The organism is Microcoleus sp. Pol10D4 (genome assembly GCF_036701555.1).
Lineage (GTDB): Bacteria > Cyanobacteriota > Cyanobacteriia > Cyanobacteriales > Microcoleaceae > Microcoleus.
On sequence record NZ_JAUBRA010000009.1, the window covers coordinates 57,427 to 75,699 of the forward strand.

The 18,273-nt window shown below is 44.6% G+C and carries 13 protein-coding genes; 3 read left to right on the top strand and 10 right to left on the bottom strand.

Annotation, left to right across the window (positions count from 1 at the left end):
- Positions 1 to 42 precede the first annotated feature (42 nt).
- Complete coding sequence (gene rfbD, locus QUA36_RS07375) at positions 43 to 915, bottom strand: dTDP-4-dehydrorhamnose reductase (RefSeq protein ID WP_333456465.1); 873 nt, start codon at positions 913 to 915, stop codon at positions 43 to 45.
- A gap of 2 nt (positions 916 to 917) precedes the next feature.
- On the bottom strand, positions 918 to 1,463 hold the full coding sequence (gene rfbC / locus QUA36_RS07380) for a dTDP-4-dehydrorhamnose 3,5-epimerase (RefSeq protein WP_333456467.1): 546 nt from the start codon (positions 1,461 to 1,463) through the stop codon (positions 918 to 920).
- Between the two features lie 50 nt (positions 1,464 to 1,513).
- Between rfbC and QUA36_RS07385 the strand changes: the two genes are divergently transcribed.
- The gene (locus QUA36_RS07385; protein ID WP_333456469.1) at positions 1,514 to 2,188 is read left to right on the top strand and encodes a methyltransferase domain-containing protein; all 675 of its coding nucleotides are present in this window, start codon (positions 1,514 to 1,516) and stop codon (positions 2,186 to 2,188) included.
- 62 nt (positions 2,189 to 2,250) lie between these two features.
- Here the strand turns inward: QUA36_RS07385 and QUA36_RS07390 are convergent, their stop codons facing one another.
- Positions 2,251 to 2,796, bottom strand: coding sequence for a Uma2 family endonuclease (locus QUA36_RS07390; RefSeq protein WP_333456471.1), 546 nt, complete (start codon positions 2,794 to 2,796; stop codon positions 2,251 to 2,253).
- A gap of 194 nt (positions 2,797 to 2,990) precedes the next feature.
- Here QUA36_RS07390 and QUA36_RS07395 point away from each other — a divergent pair, with 194 nt between their 5' ends.
- Together QUA36_RS07395 and QUA36_RS07400 are read left to right on the top strand one after the other, a co-directional pair.
- A complete protein-coding gene (locus tag QUA36_RS07395; RefSeq protein WP_333335080.1) occupies positions 2,991 to 3,593 on the top strand; it encodes a Uma2 family endonuclease in 603 nt (200 codons plus the stop codon).
- A gap of 97 nt (positions 3,594 to 3,690) precedes the next feature.
- Positions 3,691 to 4,314, top strand: coding sequence for a hypothetical protein (locus tag QUA36_RS07400; protein WP_333313553.1), 624 nt, complete (start codon positions 3,691 to 3,693; stop codon positions 4,312 to 4,314).
- Positions 4,315 to 4,401: 87 nt separating this feature from the next.
- On the opposite strand, the gene QUA36_RS07405 is transcribed toward QUA36_RS07400, so the two are convergent.
- From QUA36_RS07405 to QUA36_RS07435, 7 genes are all read right to left on the bottom strand, one after another.
- A complete protein-coding gene (locus QUA36_RS07405; protein ID WP_333456473.1) occupies positions 4,402 to 5,466 on the bottom strand; it encodes an NAD-dependent epimerase/dehydratase family protein in 1,065 nt (354 codons plus the stop codon).
- A complete protein-coding gene (locus QUA36_RS07410) occupies positions 5,459 to 6,220 on the bottom strand; it encodes a glycosyltransferase family 2 protein (RefSeq protein WP_333158027.1) in 762 nt (253 codons plus the stop codon). The genes QUA36_RS07405 and QUA36_RS07410 overlap by 8 nt, the downstream gene beginning before the upstream one ends.
- A 3-nt stretch (positions 6,221 to 6,223) precedes the next feature.
- A complete protein-coding gene (locus QUA36_RS07415) occupies positions 6,224 to 7,927 on the bottom strand; it encodes a hypothetical protein (RefSeq protein WP_333456475.1) in 1,704 nt (567 codons plus the stop codon).
- A 225-nt stretch (positions 7,928 to 8,152) separates the two neighbouring features.
- Entirely contained in the window at positions 8,153 to 10,153 is a 2,001-nt protein-coding gene (locus QUA36_RS07420; RefSeq protein WP_333456477.1) for a chromosome partitioning protein ParA, read from the bottom strand.
- A gap of 58 nt (positions 10,154 to 10,211) precedes the next feature.
- A complete protein-coding gene (locus QUA36_RS07425; protein ID WP_333456479.1) occupies positions 10,212 to 13,220 on the bottom strand; it encodes a peptidase domain-containing ABC transporter in 3,009 nt (1,002 codons plus the stop codon).
- A gap of 120 nt (positions 13,221 to 13,340) precedes the next feature.
- A complete protein-coding gene (locus tag QUA36_RS07430) occupies positions 13,341 to 14,090 on the bottom strand; it encodes a peptidylprolyl isomerase (protein WP_333158023.1) in 750 nt (249 codons plus the stop codon).
- A 273-nt stretch (positions 14,091 to 14,363) separates the two neighbouring features.
- A complete protein-coding gene (locus tag QUA36_RS07435; protein ID WP_333456481.1) occupies positions 14,364 to 18,215 on the bottom strand; it encodes a glycosyltransferase in 3,852 nt (1,283 codons plus the stop codon).
- Positions 18,216 to 18,273: the final 58 nt, after the last annotated feature.

An 18,273-nucleotide genomic window follows, 5' to 3' on the forward strand; every position in this document is an offset into this window, starting at 1 on the left:
TTAACAAAACCCGCCCTCGCGTTTTGAGTTTTCCTCAATTTTTTATTTCACTTCTCTTGCCAGCATTTTTCTGAGTCCTTGCCGCCAGTGGGGAGGATACGTGCCTAGAAGTGCTGATATTTTTACCGTAGAGAGGACAGAAAAAGCCGGACGTTTTGCGGGTGTCGGATATTCGGAGGTGGTGATGGGAATTACGCGCTGAACTTTTAGGGGAAAGCCGAGTTGTGCTGCTTCCTCAAAAATGGCGATCGCAAAATCGTACCAGCTACAAACACCGCTGTTAGTGTAGTGGTAAGTCCCAAAAGTTTCTTGCCCAAGGAGAGGAATAATTTGCGAAGTGGCCGCACTTAAATCGCCCGTCCAAGTAGGGCTTCCGATCTGATCTGCTACTACTCGAATTTCTTCCCTTTCCTTTCCCAACCTCAGCATGGTTTTGACAAAATTACCTTTGCCACCGTTGCCGTAAACCCACGCGGTTCTAATAATAATATGTCGGTTTCCCGCTTTCCGAATTGCTTCCTCGCCTGCTAATTTCGACTTGCCGTAAGTTCCCAGCGGGTTCGTAGAATCTGTTTCCAGATAAGCAGAACCGTGGCTGCCGTCAAAGACATAATCAGTAGAAAAGTGAATCAAACTTGCTCCCAGTTTTTCGCATTCTTCTGCGAGAATTCCGGGTGCAATACCGTTGACAGCGTTTGCTAATTCCGGTTCGCTTTCTGCTTTGTCTACCGCAGTGTAAGCGCCCCCATTGACGACTAAATCCGGTTGAATTTCAGCCATTGCTTGACGGATGCTTTCGGGTTGTGATAAGTCGAGGCGAGTGCGATCAACCGCAATAACCTCTCCCGAAGATAATAAAATCGGCTGCAATTCTTGAGCTAGCTGTCCGCTGCCACCTGCGAGTAAAATTTTCATAATCAAAACACTTGAGCTCTTTTCAACGTTTGTCCAGCTTGGTCTTTAGCTGATAAGATTGGTTGGGCACCATCTAGCGGCCAGTCGATCGCCAAATCCGGGTCATTCCACAGGATACACCGCTCGTGTGCCGGTGCGTAATAATCTGTAGTTTTGTACAAAACTTCAGCCGTCTGGGAAACCACTAAAAAACCGTGAGCAAACCCCGCCGGAACCCAAAATTGCCGCTTATTTTCTGAACTAAGCAAACACCCAACCCACTGCCCAAAAGTCGGCGAACTTTTTCTAATATCCACCGCTACATCAAATATTTCGCCAGCAACTACCCGCAGCAATTTGCCTTGAGGCTGCTGCAGTTGGTAGTGCAAACCGCGCAGCACATTTTTAGAAGATTTGGAATGATTGTCTTGCACAAATTCTGCCGTCACGCCTGTTTTTTCGACAAAAACTTTGTGATTGAAACTCTCAAAAAAGAAACCGCGATCGTCTCCGAAAATTTTCGGCTCAATAATCAAAACTTCCGGTATTTCAGTAGATATAACATTCATAGTTGGCTGTATCGCGTGATAAACTCATACTCAGTCTCTGCTATTTTACTATGAAAGCCGACGCATATCTCAAAAAATTGTACGCCAATCGATTTGATTCCCGACAACTGCAAGCCAAGGTGGCACTCTGGAAAGTTTTAATTGACGAATTCTTACAAGATTATGTTCCTCCCGAATCAACCGTTTTAGATATTGGCGGCGGTTACTGCGAGTTTATCAATCAAATTCGGGCTAAAAAAAAATATTTAATAGATATTAATCCCGATTCAAAGTTATTTGCCAATCCTGATGTAAATGTGCTTAATATTGATGTGTTTAATTTGGACGATCGCACATCTTTTACCGAACAGTTCGATCGCATTTTTATCTCAAATTTTTTTGAACACCTCCGCAACAAAGAGGAACTTGTAGAAATTATCTCCTTTTGCTTCGAGGCCCTCAAGCCTAGCGGTTCTCTGTTGGTAATTCAGCCTAATTTTAAATATTCCTACAAGGAATACTACGATTTTATCGACCATCAATTACCGATAACGCATTTATCGCTACAAGAGCTTTTACAAACTGTCGGCTTTGAAATTGACCTGATTATACCGAGATTTTTACCGTTTTCGACGAAAGGCAGACCGGCTTCGCCCTTGCTGTTAAAACTTTACTTAAAATTGCCTTTTTTGTGGCAAGTTTTGGGAGGGCAAATGTTTCTTAAAGCATCGAAACTAAACAATTGAGTATCTTCCTCAATATCGACACTTCCAGTCAGAGGCTGAAAATGAGAATGTAGGGAAATCGCTCATTTTAATAATTCATCTACTGGAATGCTAAAACCCGGTAAAACAATTTGAGTGCTAACAGTTTCCCCAGAAATAAAGATGCTTCTGGTTTGTTTTGTTACTACAATAATCCACTGATTTTCAGGATATACCAGCCAAACTTCCTCACTTCCCGATTCTAAATATTCTGTAGCTTTAGCAATTACATCTTCCGCCAAATCTGTTGGCGAAACAATTTCAGCACATAAAGGGAAACTTTGCGGCAGCACTTTGAGATTGCCAAATTGTGCGGCTAATTCCGGGGGAAGGTAGGCAACATCAGGATAGCGCCCCTGGTTGTTTGTGCGGCAGGGAACATCAGTATAAACCTCCCCTCCTTGTCCGCTAGAGTCTTTGTACGTTCTCCAATAAAAGTAAAGATTTCCTTGCACCTTGCTATGCTTCAGAGTCATGCCATTTTTTTCCAATAATTCGCCATCAACCCACTCTTGCATATCCGGTGGACTTTCCATCCATGCTTCTAGAGAGTAGATTTTCGATGGGGCAACAACTGTAGAAGTTATCATGTTTTTGCGTCTGGGCGGGGAACTTTTTTTCTATGATACCAGATGCGATCGAGCTTTGGTTAACAAAAGGTCGATCGCACTTTGTAGATGGCACGTTTAAGTGTTATTATAAAAGTTACAAACTATCCCGCATTTCGGGCTTTGTCCAATTAGGATGAAGCTGTCATTAAAGCATCACTTTGAGGACAAAAATGATGACACAAACTCAATCATCCGCTGCCCTTCCCGTCAATATTCCACTAACACTAACACTCACCGTTACCCACGAACAGTTCGTTGAATTGGCGATCGCCAATCGGGAGTTACAATTAGAACGCACAGCCACAGGAGAATTAATCGTGAACCCACCAACCGGAGGCGAAACAGGATATCGGAATCTGGATATAGAAGGGCAACTCTGGCTGTGGAATCGGCGGACTAGACTCGGTAAAGCATTTAACTCTTCTACTGGTTTTCACCTGCCCAATGGAGCCGATCGCTCTCCCGATGCAGCTTGGGTGCGTCAAGAAAGGTGGGATGCACTCACCCCAAAACAAAAAGAAAGCTTTATTCCCTTGTGTCCTGATTTTGTGGTAGAACTTCGTTCTAAAACTGACAACATGGAACCGCTGCGAGCCAAGATGAAAGAGTATATGAACAATGGCGCTCGTTTAGGTTGGTTGATAGATAGAAAAAACAGAAAGGTGGAAATTTACAGGCAAAATCAAGATGTAGAAGTGCTGGAAAATCCTGTTACTTTGTCCGGCGAAGATGTGTTGCCTGGTTTTGTCTTGGATTTGACAGAAGTTTGGGGATAAATGCTGAGTCGTGTTAAAAATAGACCATACTTCCTCTTCTAAGGTTGTAAAAAATGATATATAATGTACAAACAAACCCCTTGCAAATTAAAATAGTATGGTCAAGCAAAAAATCTTAGATGAAGGTCGAGAATATACCTTTCGTTCATACTTTGACTTACCTTACGAAACGGATGAAATTTTAGCAGAATTTGATTACTCGCTAAGTAAAGGAAGCTTATCTTTACCGAAAACAACTAGACACTTAGACAGACTTATAGAGCTTAGAGATAAAATAGAAGATATCCTTCCCTTGGTCAGTCTCAGCAGCGAAACAGCTAGAAGAGAATCCTTAGTATCCCCTGTGCTGCTGGATCTCATCCGATACTGTCAATGTCAACTGCGATTTGAGTATACTCTCAACGTTAATAGCTGGTTAAAGGGAAGTTTAGATTATCTCGTGAAGTCAAATCAAGAGTTGCTAGTTATTGAAGCAAAAAACGACGATATGACCAGAGGATTTACTCAACTAGCTGTACAATTAATTGCGATGTCGCACGTTGAAGACCAAAATATCTTTTATGGTGCGGTGACAATGGGAGATATCTGGCGATTTGGCAAGTTAGATAGAAATCAGCAGACTATTTTTCAAGACACCCATTTGTTTACAGTTCCTGACGATTTAGACGATTTGTTGAAGGTAATGGTGGGAATTTTAGACGGGGATGAAATTTCGCCGTAGGGTGCGTCGCTTCTCGTCACTCAAATAGTGGCGAAATTTCCCATAGCGACGCACCCTACTATTTGCAATCTGCCATTAAAAAAATCCCTACAAAATCGAACTTAACACCCCCTCATTAGCAGCAATCCAATCATAAATATCCTGCAAAGCCGCTTCCGGCCCAATAACAGGCCGCCATCCTGTGCGCTCCATCACCCTAGAAGAATCAGTAATAAAAATCGGAATATCCCCCGCGCGTTCCTCCAAAACAGGATTAATTGAAATCGATTTCCCGGTAATCTTTTGGCACAAATCAGTTGTCTCAACCAAAGAAAGACTGTTGATCACACCGCCGCCAACATTAAAAACTTCACCATCAAATTTGGCAAAGTTTTCTAACTGATAATTAACTAACCTCAACAAATCTTCAACGTGCAGTAAATCCCTAACTTGCTTCCCGCTGCCGCCAAAACCGATATAACTCAGCGACTTTTGAAAATAGTGAGCCGCCACCCACAAACCACAAACTCCCTGATCGACTTTACCCATTTGCCAAGCACCCGTAATTAACCCGCAGCGGTTAATAATTGCCGGCACATTGTATGCTTCCCTGTATTCCTCAATCAGCAATTCCGAAGCTAATTTAGTTGCTCCGTAAAGTGAACGGTGTCCTTTTAATGGGAAGTCTTCTGATATGCCCAACTCGGATATACCGGGTAAAGTTTGCTCAGGGGCGATCGCAAATCTATTCGGCAACTCTAACAGCTTAACAGACTTGACACTGGCGATCGGATAAACCCGACTCGTAGACAAAAACAACAAACTCGCACCAGTCTGTCTCGCCAACTCCAAAACATTCACAGTACCCAGTAAATTCGTCTGCAAAACGTACTGAGGCGAACTAAAACCAGCCAGCACAGAAGGCTCCGCAGCACAATCTATAATGCAGTCAGCATTGAGTGCAACTGGATCTAAATCCGCCGCTGTGCGAATATCCCCGTAAACAAACTGAATTCCGCAATTTTTAAGGCGAGGCAGATTCAATTCTGAGCCTCGGCGACGCAGGTTATCTAAACAAATTATTTGCCATTCCGGGTGCAGTTTCTTCAGGCCAATTGCCAAACAACTGCCGATGAAACCGGCACCACCAACAATTAAAATTCTTTCAGGCATTCACTTTCAACTTTGCTATCTTTCTAGTCCGGTGGTAGTCGCCGCGAGACAGATGTTTTTCCAGCCAGACATACAAGACAATAAACAAATATCGACTGCCCATCTCTTTGATTTTCAGCTTAGAAATACCAGCAGTCCGATTGTACCACCTCAGAGGAATCACCGTATAGGAAAAACCCCGAACAATTGCTTTTAAAGGCAGTTCTACTGTCAAATTAAAATGATGACTCAAAATCGGTTGTACGCCTTCAATTACTTCTCTGCGGTAAATTTTAAAAGCATTAGTGACATCGCTGTAGCGCAGGCCGAAAATACTTTTGACAAACCAGTTTGCTAAGCGGTTAATTGCTAACTTGTGAATGGGATAATCAACTATAAAGCCACCTTTGATAAAGCGGGAACCGAAAACGCAATCATATCCTTCTTGCAACTTGCGGTATCCTGCTACCAAATCCATCGGATCGTCGGAAGCATCCGCCATCACAATTGCCACAGCATCTCCGTCAAATTCCGCCAATCCCCGGCGCACAGCAAATCCGAAACCATTCGGAGGTTGATTGTTGATGTATCTAACTGTGGGAAAAGTCTCTGACAACTCCTGGCAAATATCAATAGTTCGATCGACACTATTGTCATTCACAATCAAAATTTCGTGCGGAATGCCTTCTAAATCAAGCGTCTGGGCGATCGCCCGCACAGTACCGTACAAACAGCCCTCCTCATTGTGGGCTGGTATTATCACAGAAATTTTCACTCCTCATCCTCCGCGCAACTGGACAAACTGGTTGTCAACAGGATTATACACCCAAGCTTTTATTTCCGTTTGGGCGATCGGCAAATTATTATCCGACAAATCAACAGCCCACCTTGCATTATTGTATAACTCAGATTTTAAACTCTCAGCAATGTCGGGACTGTCCAAATTTACATAAGCGTTAGCAAAAAAAGATTGTTTATCGCCGACAGATAGCAGTACAATATTTGGTTGTTTCAAATTTCCTGGCAAAACCGCCCAACCAGCAGCCTTGACAGCATCCTTTGGCTTAACAGTCAAGGATTTATCGCTAGTTGGAGGTTTGTCTAAATAACCGTAAACTTTCTCGGTATTAGAAATAAAATCTACATTCTTCGCGAACTTGATCCAACCTATTTTATCGATAATTGCAGCGCCTTCTCTCACCAGCCAAGTTTTTTTGCTCAGCACCCTCAAACAGCTTTCCGGCGAATTTTTGAAAAAATCCGACGGTTCCAGATAGTTAATTAACTGCAAACAATCTTGAGCGCCTTGTTTGTAAAGAAGTGCCGATCTAGTTTGGGCGATCGCCTGCTGAGAGTTAACAATAATTATCCCAATTAACAGCCCTGCTAACACCCGATAAACAAATTTATAGTTGCGATTTATGGTAGCAATCTTACCTCGGACAAACAATTGACCGAGCTGAACCAAAGCAATTAACAGCAAAATCGAATTAGTCGTATATCTCGACGATTCTAGGGCCTGAATCGCCCCAAATTCTGCCCTACCAGCCGTAATAAACAGAGCCGATAAAACTGAAAACAAACCTATTGACAGCCAAGGTAAAGCCTCATGATGCTCGGTAATCTTTCTCCCAAAGTGGAATCCCACAAATAAGAAAGTTGCAAATATTAGCAATCCAACCAATGCTGAAATTCCAGGCGATCGCACAATTGGCGAACCCAGCAAGCTTAAAAAGTAATCAATAACTACAAGGGGCTTATTCAACAAGAAAATAAGACTTGCTTTCCGGCTAGGATGATAATCTATTGAGTAAACAGCACAAGTTGCTACAAACAGCAGCATCCATGCGATCGCTCTTTTTCGTTTCTGCGCTGCATTTCCCTCCAAAGCCACCACAGCCGGCATTGCAGCCAACCAAGACAGCAAGCCTTGAGCCAGCGAAAAACTCGCAACAAAGCAGAATACAGCAGCAATAAAGATTCTAATATTAGGCAATAATTTGTGATTTGAAACCAGCGTATAAACCGCAGCTACAAAACATAAATTCACAAAAAACCAAGCTAATTGAAATCCCCAAAGCCAGTTTTCGTGCTGAACTAGCGAGAAAAGCAAAATACAAGTTAAAATATTAGCTAAATGCCACAAATCATCCCCGACATTCTTAACTTGCATCGAGGATAACTTGTACATAGCAATAAAAGTTATCGCAGCCAAACCTATGCTGAGACACAACTGATAATTAATATTCCATCGGGAAGCAAAAGCCAGCACCGCAATAATTATTTTAGGGAAAAGTATGCGGTGGTTGCTGTGCAAAGCCCAAAAATCGTTAAAAGTTACATTTCCCGCAGCTATTTTTTCAAAAAGGCTAGCTAACCTCCACTCGTCATCAACGGGAACGTTAACGCTAAAATTCGCTACAAATCCGATTAATAAGAGGACAGGAATCAGATATAGAGTAAATAAGATTAATTTTTTCATCAATGTGCGATCGCACCGATTGCCATCACCATTTTATATCAACCCGGCTTAAATACCATTTATTTTTTAGTCACCGAAGGACGTTCGGCTAAGCTGAGTCTAGCAGCCAACGAAAGTTTAACTTTTGAGGGGTTTTAAGCACCTAATTTTATCAAGGACGTTGTATCTACTTATAGCGGTAAGGTGCGCTAGGCGCACCCTACTTCTTTATAGCCGTTAACCGAATTACTTAATAGTCTTGAACGTATCCATTTTCCCAGTAAATCGGTTGATAAACATCTGCAAAACAGTCCGCTTGCCGATATTGATATTAGAACTCACGGACATTCCCGACTGCAAGTTAACCTCCACTTCATTTGCCTTGCCCTTGTTCAAAACAAACTTCTGATTGTTGAGCTTAATTTTGGTTTTGAAAGCGTAGTATTTCCGCAGTTCAGTAGGAGGCTCAGCATCGCTGCTAATCTCTATCACTTCACCCTCAGCAGTACCAAACTCCATCGCCGGGAAAGCTTCTACATTCACTTCCACAGGCACGCATTGGTATTTCGTCAAACCCAGTTTCTCTCTGTTAATTTCCTTCTCTGGACAAACGCAAATTTTACCTGTTTCGCAGTCAATCTTTTCTCCGTCTAATTGCTTGCCGTGATACGGCTCCAATTTTGCCCGCTTCTGTCTCAAAGCATCCAATACCAGAGCCACATTGCTGTTTTCCAAGTAAACAACTGCTTCCAAACCGTTTTCGTCATCCAAAACCTTGAGTAGCTTTTCAGTTTGCTGCGCTTCGTAATAAGCTTCTTCGCAGCGTGCTGGGCGCGGTTCGCCCGGTTTCACCACCGAATTAATAATGGATTGGCAGATGGGATCTTTTGCCATATCCAACTTAGCTTTCTCCTTCGTAGAAGGCTTCAAATCAAAGATTACCCCCGATACGGGTGACTTCAGAACTTGAGTGTCGCGGTTTTGTTGAGCCTTTTGTAGCTGAGCGTTCACCTCGGACAACTTTTTCAGGTTTTCCACTTTGAAGCGGCTTAGCTGAGAATCGCTGCTGGCAATTTGTTTCTCGTTTTCAGCAATTTTGCTGTAAAGTTCTTTTGCCCAGGAATCCTTGGTGTTTTTCAACTGTTCTTCGGCGCGGGCGATCGACTCCTGAATGCGTGCTTGCTCTCCTTGCTGGCGCTGTATGTCAGCACTAATTTTTTGGATGTCACCTTGACGCGCGTTAATCTCGCCTCGGCGCGTATTTATTTCACCGAGGCGCGTGTTAATTTCGCCCTTGCGAGAGTTGATTTCACCTTCGCGCTGCTTGATTTGATCTTGCTGTTTGAGAACGTCGCTTTGGCCTCTGAAAACATCTTGCTCTTGACGTTCTTTTTGCAGTTCAGCGATGGCTCCTTCCTCTACCAGGGGGGCGAGTCTGCCTAGAATGTTTTGATTCGACTTCAATACTTGTTGGGATTTCGTTAACTGTTCTTGGGCTAAGTCTTTCTGAGCCAGGGCTGATTTTACTTGCTCTTGCGAAGAACCTAACTGCTGCTGAGCATAATTTAATTGGTTTTGGGCAAAACCCAATTGTTGCTGTGCCACTGTCATTTGATCGCCGGCGGCTTTCTCAGCATCCTGAGCTTGCTTCAGTTGTTTTTCCAACTCCTGAACTTGGCCTTGAGCTGCGGCGACTCGAGACAAAAATTCCGATCGATAATTAACATAAAGTCCTTGCTGGGCACCATCAAAATTTCCGCTGGCTCCCCTGTTGAGGTACAGCTCGTCAATCAAAGCTTGCAGCACTTGATTTTGTGCCGTGAGGCTTTGTCTGTCCTTGATTGTTGATTCTAGGTTAGAAGGAACAGCGCCTTGAATTTTGCCGTTGACAACATCTTCGTAAAATTTATTTTCCTTTTCCAGAGCTTCTTTAGTTTTCTGTATCGATGTTAAATCGGCACTGGGTGCAAGGGGGTTGAAAGTGAGCAGAGGCTGGTTCTTTTCCACGCGATCGCCATTTTCAACGTGAAGTCTCACCACAGCGCCCGTAGCAGGTGCTTGGATGTCTCTAGCACCATCTTTGAGTTCCAATTGACCGACAGCGGGGACAGCTTGCTCTACGCTAGCAAAATAAGCCCAAACTACAGCAGAAGTGGTCATCAGCATGATCATCCACAAAAACAAGTGCGACCAAATCGCTGGTTTTTCGAGAATGACTGGTTGCTCAGAAAGTATTAACGATTTCATAGCCATTTGTTAGTTCTCAGTTGTTAAGCGTTAGTGATCAGTTGTGAGTTGTTAGAGATCAGGTATTCGATGACTCTTGTTGTTGGAAGAGGCAGTAGTAACGCCCTTTAAGAGCCATTAATTCTTTATGACTTCCCCGCTCAACTACAGAACCTTGATCCATCATAATAATTACATCAGCGTTTTGGATGGTAGTCAGGCGGTGAGTTATGAAAAACACCGTGCGGCCGGCGAAAGCTTCTGCTAAGTTATTGCAAACTTGGCGTTCTGAATGGTAGTCGAGGGCGCTTGTAGCTTCGTCCAAAATCAGCAGTTTCGGGTTTTGCAAAATCGTCCGGGCGATCGCCAAACGCTGCCTTTGACCCCCAGAAAGCGACGCACCCCGCTCTCCCACTATCGTATTGTAGCCAGCAGGCAAGCCCATAATAAAATCGTGAGCCACAGCTAATTTCGCAGCTCGCACAATCTCATCTGTACTCGCATCGGGATTGCTCAGAGCAATATTTTCCTGAACAGTACAGTTAAACAGCAAAGTATCTTGCAGGACTACCCCTAGTTGGCTGCGAAGCGAGTACAGTTCCACCTTAGAAATGTCATAGCCGTCAATAAAAATCCGGCCCGACAGCGGCGGATAAAGACGCTGCAACAGCTTCATCGCCGTACTTTTACCGGAACCGCTTCCCCCCACAATTCCCACAAAACTGCCAGCGGGAAATTCCAAATTAACATTAGCCAATTGCAGTGGCCCGCTTTCGAGAAATCGGAAGGAAACCTCCTCATAGGTAACCTGCCCTTGAATTGCCGGCAGCGGGATATTGCTGCGGTCTTCATCGCTGGTTTCCGTCGGCGTATCGACCACATCCTTAAGCATATCGATCGACATCGATACTTCTTGGAAACTCTGCCACACGCTCACAAAACGCAGCAGCGAACCAGTCACGTTCCCGGAAATAATTCGGAAAGCAATCAACTGACCCAGAGTAATCTCATTTCCCAGTACCAAATAAGCTCCCACCCACAACTGAGCTAAGTTACCCACCTGGTTTAAAAAGCTGCTAACCGTACCGGCCGCAGTTCCCGTGATAATTGTTTTAAAACTGGCTGTAATGTATTTTGCGTAGCGGCTCGACCACTCCCAGCGGGATTTCAATTCTATATTTTGAGCCTTAACAGTTTGAATCCCGCTGACTACTTCCACTAAATAAGATTGAGAGTCAGCAAAACGGTTGTTTCTTTGTTTGATCAGGCGCAGCACCAGCGGATTGATTAGAACAATCATCAGCCCCAGTATCGGTACCACTGCCAAAGATACTGCCGTTAGCTGCACGCTGTAAGAGAGCATAACGGCGACGTAAACCACCGAAAATACCGCATCGAGAACCACTGTCAGAGCTGTACTCGTCATGAATTCCCGAATCTGGCCCATCATGCTGAATTTGTAAACCAGATCTCCCACGCGCCGGTTGTCAAAGTAATTTTGGGGCAGCCGGAGCAAGTGGTCGATTACCTCCGCACTCAATTTGACATCGATGCGGTTTGAGGTATCTATAAACAAAAAGGTACGCAAACCGTTGAGCAGTCCTTCAAACAGAGCAACACCTAACAGAAATGCTCCCAAAATATCCAAGGTGTCAATGCTGCGCTGACCTAAGACTTTATCAATAATTATTTGGCTGATTAATGGGTTGGCAAGACCAAATAACTGTACAAAAAACGAAGCGAGCAACACCTCAAAAAACACTGTTTTGTGTTCCATGAGAGCCGGCACAAACCACCAGAAGCTGAACTGCTCTTTTTGCTCAACTTGCGGAGCTTGCAGCAGCAGGACTTCTCCTGATTCTCCCCAGATTTCTTTAAACTGAGGTATCCGCTTCCGCATCAGCCCCTGTTCGGGCGTGGCGAGCACCAATTCTTGCTCGGTGATGCTGTAAATAATGGCAAAGGTATCTTGCCATTTAATCATTACGGGGGCTTTGATGCGGTTGATGGCTTCTGCTGGCACTTGCGCCAATTGGGGCGTGAGGCCGATGCTTTGAGCGATCGCCCCGCAGGCTTGCATACTGATAGAACCAGCGGTTTTTAACTGATTTTCTAGAACTTTGCGGATGATATCTCGACGAAATTTGAGGCCAAAATACTTACTCAACATTTGGAAGCAAGCAAGCGGGCCCTCAATCTGCCCTTTGGCGCGGAAAACTGGGTATCTCCCGGCATCCTTTGGTTGGTCGCCTGTTGGTTCTGGGGGACGGTCAGGGCCGGGTTTAACCTCAATGAATGTTCCGCTGGGCGGATTCTGCCCTGGGCCTACTGTCTCTGTCGTGCCATTTAATGACTCTGTTTCTGGTTGGGGTTCTGGGGCTTCCCGGAAGCCGACCAAGCGGGCGCCGAGGCGGCCTTCTACTTTTAAGGATTTGGCTGCGTTTTCCACCGAGAAGCGGCTGCCGGTGGGAAAGTCGCCCAAGACGCCGCTGCTGACGAGCCAAAATCGATCGGCATCTAGCTCTTTGGCGATGTCTTGAGTTTTTTTGTTGCCGTTTGGTACGTTGACAACTGTCGCATCTTGCCAAGCTTGCAGGGTGAGTTCCTTGAGATTGGAAGTGCCGTCGGCTTGGCGCTGCAATTCCAGGCTCAACAGTTCAAATACTTCGCTCAAGGAACAGTGTTCCCGAAAGGCTTCTCCAAATGTCGGCTGTTTTTCGAGTACGCTCAGGAAATCTTCTGCCGGTAGGACAATCGCGATCACATCTGTAGAGGCAATCGCCGTTTCGCAGGGAACTCCCCTGAGCAAGCCAGCCCAGCCCAGGATTTCCTTCGACTGCACCAAGCGTAAACTTACGTGGCGTTGCGAGCGCTGGTCAAAGCCCAGCAGCCGGGCCTGGCCTTGATAGATAATTGCCACCTGAGTCGGCATTTTTTCCCGTTCAAACAGGGGTTGCCCCGTCCGGTAGCCGAGGAGTTGGCATTTAGCCACCAAGGCTGTCATAGCCGTCTCTGACAGTCGGTCAAAGGGAGGTGTTTGAGCTAGGAAATCCTGAATTTGGGAGAGGGAAACAGCGGAAGAAGTCATCCAATTTTAGATTTTAGATTTTAGATTTTAGATTGAATCCAGGGGGTTTTTGTCAGGATGCTACGCTTTTTTAAGTCTCCACGGATAAATCCGGGGGCCCCTGACCAAATTGCTTGATTGTCATGATATTGAAGACACCGAGGAGAGGGGCTGTAGCGGGCCTATTTGCGATATCTGTTCGGCGAGCCAGCTTTCAAAGAGTTCGTTAATCAAGTGCAGCCGCATCGATTCATCGAGCTGGGCCGGCATGAACTTTTCTAGTCGAATAATTACCATCCATTCTGCCAGAGGACGCGGCGTCCAGAGTTGATTTGGCTGGCTGACGGACAAAAGTTTGCTGATTGCCGGGTGGGGCTGGCTGAGGGGTACTGGACCCAACAAGCCGCCTGACTTGGACTCCGGCCCTTCGGAATAGTCGCGGGCCACTTCAGCAAAGGTTTGTTCCCCTTCGAGGATGCGAAAGTAAAGTTCGTTTGCCAGTGCTGGATTTTTGGTGCGTACCAGGGAATAGACTACGTGGTCTAGGCTGGCTTTGCGGGTTAAAAAATAATTATCTACTTTAGGTCTCCAAGTGGCTTGCTTAAATTTTTCGATCAGCAAGGGCCTAACGGCCATCTCTTGAAGTTCTTCTTCCGTCATATTTTGGCCGCGCAGCCAAGCTTCTTTGGCTTCGGGGGCTGTCAGTTGGTGTTGTGCCAGAAAGTCAAGGACGGCGGATTTGCGTTCTTCGTCGCTGCAACTAAAGGATGCGATCGCTTGGTCTACTATTACACCCCGCAAGAATTGTGGCATCAACTGATAACGCTTCAGGAGCGATGGCATATCCTGAGCTTGCAGTAATTTATCGCCTATTTGAAAAAGTCCTGTCATTTTTTTATCTCCAACTGACTTGCGCTTCCCCTTTTAATTTAGCTGTGGCAGGAAAAGAGCGACAACCACTAACCCCTCGATTCCCCGATGATAGCAGACCGTCAGTGGGCTAGCGCTATTGCTGTCTATTTCTTGACGCTCTGCCTAGCGAGGGGTTCCCCGCGGGTCTCAGAATGGTAACGGGATGCGAGAGTGGGAGAGTGGGAAAATCTTCCCTCAACATCTATCCGTTAAATCCCGTACACTGCTTAGTTGCTGAACTTCCTTCTTCCTTCACTCTCGGAATAGTCTTTCAAAGAGTGTTTCGAGTTGGGTCGAGCAAGCGCGACTGTCGAGATATTTGGGGTTTGCCGCCATTTTGTGATCGATTCGATCTCGGTAGTGCCGGCGCAGTTCTGGGTTGGTTCCCAGTGCTATGCTGAGCTCTAAATAAGAGTTCTCGCTGTCTGCTACCAGTTCCGGAATTAGCAGTTCTTCGATCACGGCGGCTGATTGTCGCGATCGAGTTGTTTGCCCTTTTCTTACCACTACAGGCAACCCAACCAACAGGGGTTCTGCTAAGGAGCAGCCACTGCTGTATGGATAGGAGTCTAAATATATATCAGCCAATTCCAGACATTTTATGCAATCTGCGCGAGATGGCAGCGCCTTAATCACCACTAAGCGCTTTTTGTCAATACCGTATTTGGCAAAGAGCGATCGAATTTGGTTGTAAAAAGGCACCTTCGGATAGTTTTCATTGCGCGAACGAAAGGGATACAAAACTAAAATAGAATTTGGTACCGCCGCAATAATTTTTGCCCAAGTTTCTCTCAATTCTGGGATAATTGTAAAAGCTTGAGCGCCGGACATGAACACTACAGATTCGTCGGTGGCTCCCCAACTCCTGCGAGTCGGTTCAACTGTGGCAGGTGCTGATCCTACAGTATAGCTTACACAAACTCCCGACCCTTCTAAAGTAATTAATTTTTCGCGATACTCTGCTGCTGCACCTGCGGGCAATGTCAAATCTCCAGCAATGAAATAATCGATATTTCGGGCGCCTGTGGTTGCGGGGTTTGATGCACCGGTAGCTATTTGCACCCGCGCTAATCGGTGCAGGCACAGCAGCGCGCTTGGTTGAGAAGTGTCGGTAGTATTGGTGCAGATTAGCAGAATATCTAGATCGTGCGATCGCATTTCTCGGGCTTGATTTGGCAAATTTTCTGACAGTTGCACCAGTTTGTCGGCGCCATTTTCGCAATATTTCCCCAGTCGCTCGTCTTGTACCTGGAAATGGTACACGATTATTTCAAATTTGCTTCTGTCTAAATATTCAAAACTCGAAATTGCAGCACGAGTCTCGGATTTATCACTAATTTTATCAAGCAAAAAACCCACTCGGATTTTATTTTTTCCAGATTCTCTATGAGGAAAATTCCATTCTAGTTGACAGCCGATAATTTTCAAATAAAATTCCAGAATATCAGCTCGTTGACTCAATATATTGAGCAGATTGACATCGCTCAAATGCAAAGCTTGGAAGCTAACATTTTTCGCAATAAAAGCCGCTAAATAACGCCAAACGTCTGAATCGGGAAAACTGGCGATATTAGCTGCGACGTACTTGATTAACTGCTGGAAATATTCAGAGTACCTTTCTACTTCCCCGTTTTGTTTAAAATAACGGGGAGACTGAAATATAAATTTCAAAAAGTCGTCAAAAAACCACTGGGGAATCGCTGCATTGTTATACTCAAGTGGCAACTGATAAGCGTGGCGGTACAGCATCGCTGCGAAGAGATGTGGCATCTTATCGGCAATTTCCCCTCCTTCAGCAGCAAGTTTCGAGGATAACTGCTGGACAAAACTTTGTTCTTCCTCAGTTAAAGTTTCATTTTTGATACCGCTATTTAGTAGCAATTTGTGAGCTTTCCCCATGTCTTTCGAGTAAGCACTTTCTAATTTTTTCGATGGAAAATTTAGCCAATATTCAGCTAGCTGTTGGCGGTATGGGCGCAGCGCGAGAAGAGGCTGTTTTGAGGGGAATTTATTGTATTGCTCAAGCAGTGCTGACAATTCCGGTAAACTCGGTTGGGTTCTCAATGCCAGCTTTTGGCGGATTGTCTGTTTGATTTGTTGATCCAGGAAACTATAATCAGGACTATTTAGTAGTTTTTTGTAAAATCTTACTACATCCTTATGATTTTCCCCAGCAGCGAAGTTTTTCCAAGTTTGTTGTTCGGGATGAATCCGCAGGGAGGACAGTTTTTCATCTACAAATCCGATGTGATAGTTCCCCATGATCCGCCACCACATATCTAAGTCTACATACTGAGATAATCCCGAATCAAATAATCCTATTTCTGTAAATACTCGCGCGGCAATTAAGACGGTACTTGGTTCGCCAATTTTGTTTATCGGGTTGTTCAAGCATTTAGTATCTGCGAGTAATTCTTTTCCTGGCTGAATAGATTTTAAATTCGACCAACTTTTATGCAAATCTTTAATTGATTGGGAAGCTCCGCGCAAAATTGGGTTAGATTCATTGTCAGCTATGGTGATGCCGCGCGGGGAGAAAACCATACCTATTCTGGGATTTTCTTGGGCGAGTGCGACCATTTTCTCAATACATTCTGGTGCGAGCAAGTCGTCTTGAAATAGAAATTTAATGTATTCACCTGTTGCTTGAGAGATGCAAAAATTCCAGTTTTGTGATAAGCCGTAGTTGCGGTGCAGTATGATGCGGAAATCGACTGAGGTTTCTGATTGGAATGATTGGGCGATCGCAATTGTGCGGTCTGTGGAGCCGTCGTCGGATATAATCAGTTCTATGTTAGGGTAGGTTTGGGCCAAAGCACTTTTGATTGCTTCTCCAATAAATGCTTCTCCGTTGTATGTCGGAATGCAAATGCTAACCTTCGGCTGTCCGTTTAGCAGCTCTGCTTTTGATTGACTTTGTTGCTGTGCTGGTGGCAAGTTAGCCCTTATTTTGGCAGACTTCGCTTTGGCTGTTCCTGACAGAGGTATGCTTTGAAAGTTATCGGTAATCTCGGCAATATATTCGAGACGTTTTCTAATTTTCTTCCCTGTAACTTGCGGGTTAAGTAAAGTCTTAATTTCCTCAGCAGCTATCGCTCCCACTTGTTGAGCTTCCCGGTGATTGTTAAAGACGTACCGCATTAAATCAGCAGCGTGTTCGACATCCGCTTCGGCCCAAACATTGCCTTTTTTGTAAGGCCCGCAATCTTGCTCAATTGGGATTAACTTATACTTGACTAAATAGCTATTGCCGACATTCATAAATTCTGTATTTGATGAATAGCCGGTGGCAATTACGGGTTTGCCGTAAAACATGGCTTCAGCCATTGTTAAGCCAAATCCTTCGCAGCGGTGCAGCGATACGTAGCAGTCGCAATTATAGAGCAATCCGTTAAGTTTATTTTTGGACAAATACCCGTCTAGATGTTTGATATTTGAATTATTTGCTATGGCTAAGTTTAAGGATTTTTGCGCCGCTGAAAATTTGTTGGAATTAGAAGATTTGATGACCAATAATACGCTGTTATCTTCGCCAAAAGCTTGCTTAAATGCTTGAATTGTCGTTAAAGTATTTTTCCGCTCGATGCGGCTGGAAAAGTCGAATACAAACAAGAAAATAAATTTATCTTTAGGTAAATTCAGTGCTTCTCTGTTAAGGGAAGGTGCAGAGAGAGCAATACTGGGCATGATTTTGATAACGGGAATTGGCGAGACTGCGGAAATTGCCTCGGCGCAATAGTTGCTGTAAGTCCATATTTCGTGAAAGTTATTAAATGCTGGCTGCCATTCTGGGGGAAACTCGGGAAGTTCCCAAGCCCAAAATCCGATATTGTATTTGTTTTCAAAATAGCTGGACTCTGTATGTTTGATAAAGGTTGCAACTTCATCGGCATTGACTTGAAGTAAATTTACGGGATGGGGATTGTCTTGGCTAAAATTTTGATAAGTGGTGTCTTGTTTGCGGTGGGGACTGCGGGTAAAATTGTTGATAACGAAGGGAATGTTGGCGGCTTCTGCGGCTCTGATGTTGGCTCGGACACCTTCTCCTATGCCAAATTCGCCGCTGATGTAGCCGGCGATGTTAATTCCTAGATTTGGACTCATAGTTTAAAATGTATTCAGCAAATTGTTGGGTTTATTTTTGGTAAAAAAGCAAAATTAA

Coding starts and splice junctions, on each gene's coding strand:
- rfbD (WP_333456465.1), bottom strand. CDS start 915: ATGAAAATTTTACTCGCAGGTGGCAGCGGACAGCTAGCTCAAGAATTG.
- rfbC (WP_333456467.1), bottom strand. CDS start 1,463: ATGAATGTTATATCTACTGAAATACCGGAAGTTTTGATTATTGAGCCG.
- QUA36_RS07385 (WP_333456469.1), top strand. CDS start 1,514: ATGAAAGCCGACGCATATCTCAAAAAATTGTACGCCAATCGATTTGAT.
- QUA36_RS07390 (WP_333456471.1), bottom strand. CDS start 2,796: ATGATAACTTCTACAGTTGTTGCCCCATCGAAAATCTACTCTCTAGAA.
- QUA36_RS07395 (WP_333335080.1), top strand. CDS start 2,991: ATGACACAAACTCAATCATCCGCTGCCCTTCCCGTCAATATTCCACTA.
- QUA36_RS07400 (WP_333313553.1), top strand. CDS start 3,691: ATGGTCAAGCAAAAAATCTTAGATGAAGGTCGAGAATATACCTTTCGT.
- QUA36_RS07405 (WP_333456473.1), bottom strand. CDS start 5,466: ATGCCTGAAAGAATTTTAATTGTTGGTGGTGCCGGTTTCATCGGCAGT.
- QUA36_RS07415 (WP_333456475.1), bottom strand. CDS start 7,927: ATGAAAAAATTAATCTTATTTACTCTATATCTGATTCCTGTCCTCTTA.
- QUA36_RS07420 (WP_333456477.1), bottom strand. CDS start 10,153: ATGAAATCGTTAATACTTTCTGAGCAACCAGTCATTCTCGAAAAACCA.
- QUA36_RS07425 (WP_333456479.1), bottom strand. CDS start 13,220: ATGACTTCTTCCGCTGTTTCCCTCTCCCAAATTCAGGATTTCCTAGCT.
- QUA36_RS07430 (WP_333158023.1), bottom strand. CDS start 14,090: ATGACAGGACTTTTTCAAATAGGCGATAAATTACTGCAAGCTCAGGAT.
- QUA36_RS07435 (WP_333456481.1), bottom strand. CDS start 18,215: ATGAGTCCAAATCTAGGAATTAACATCGCCGGCTACATCAGCGGCGAA.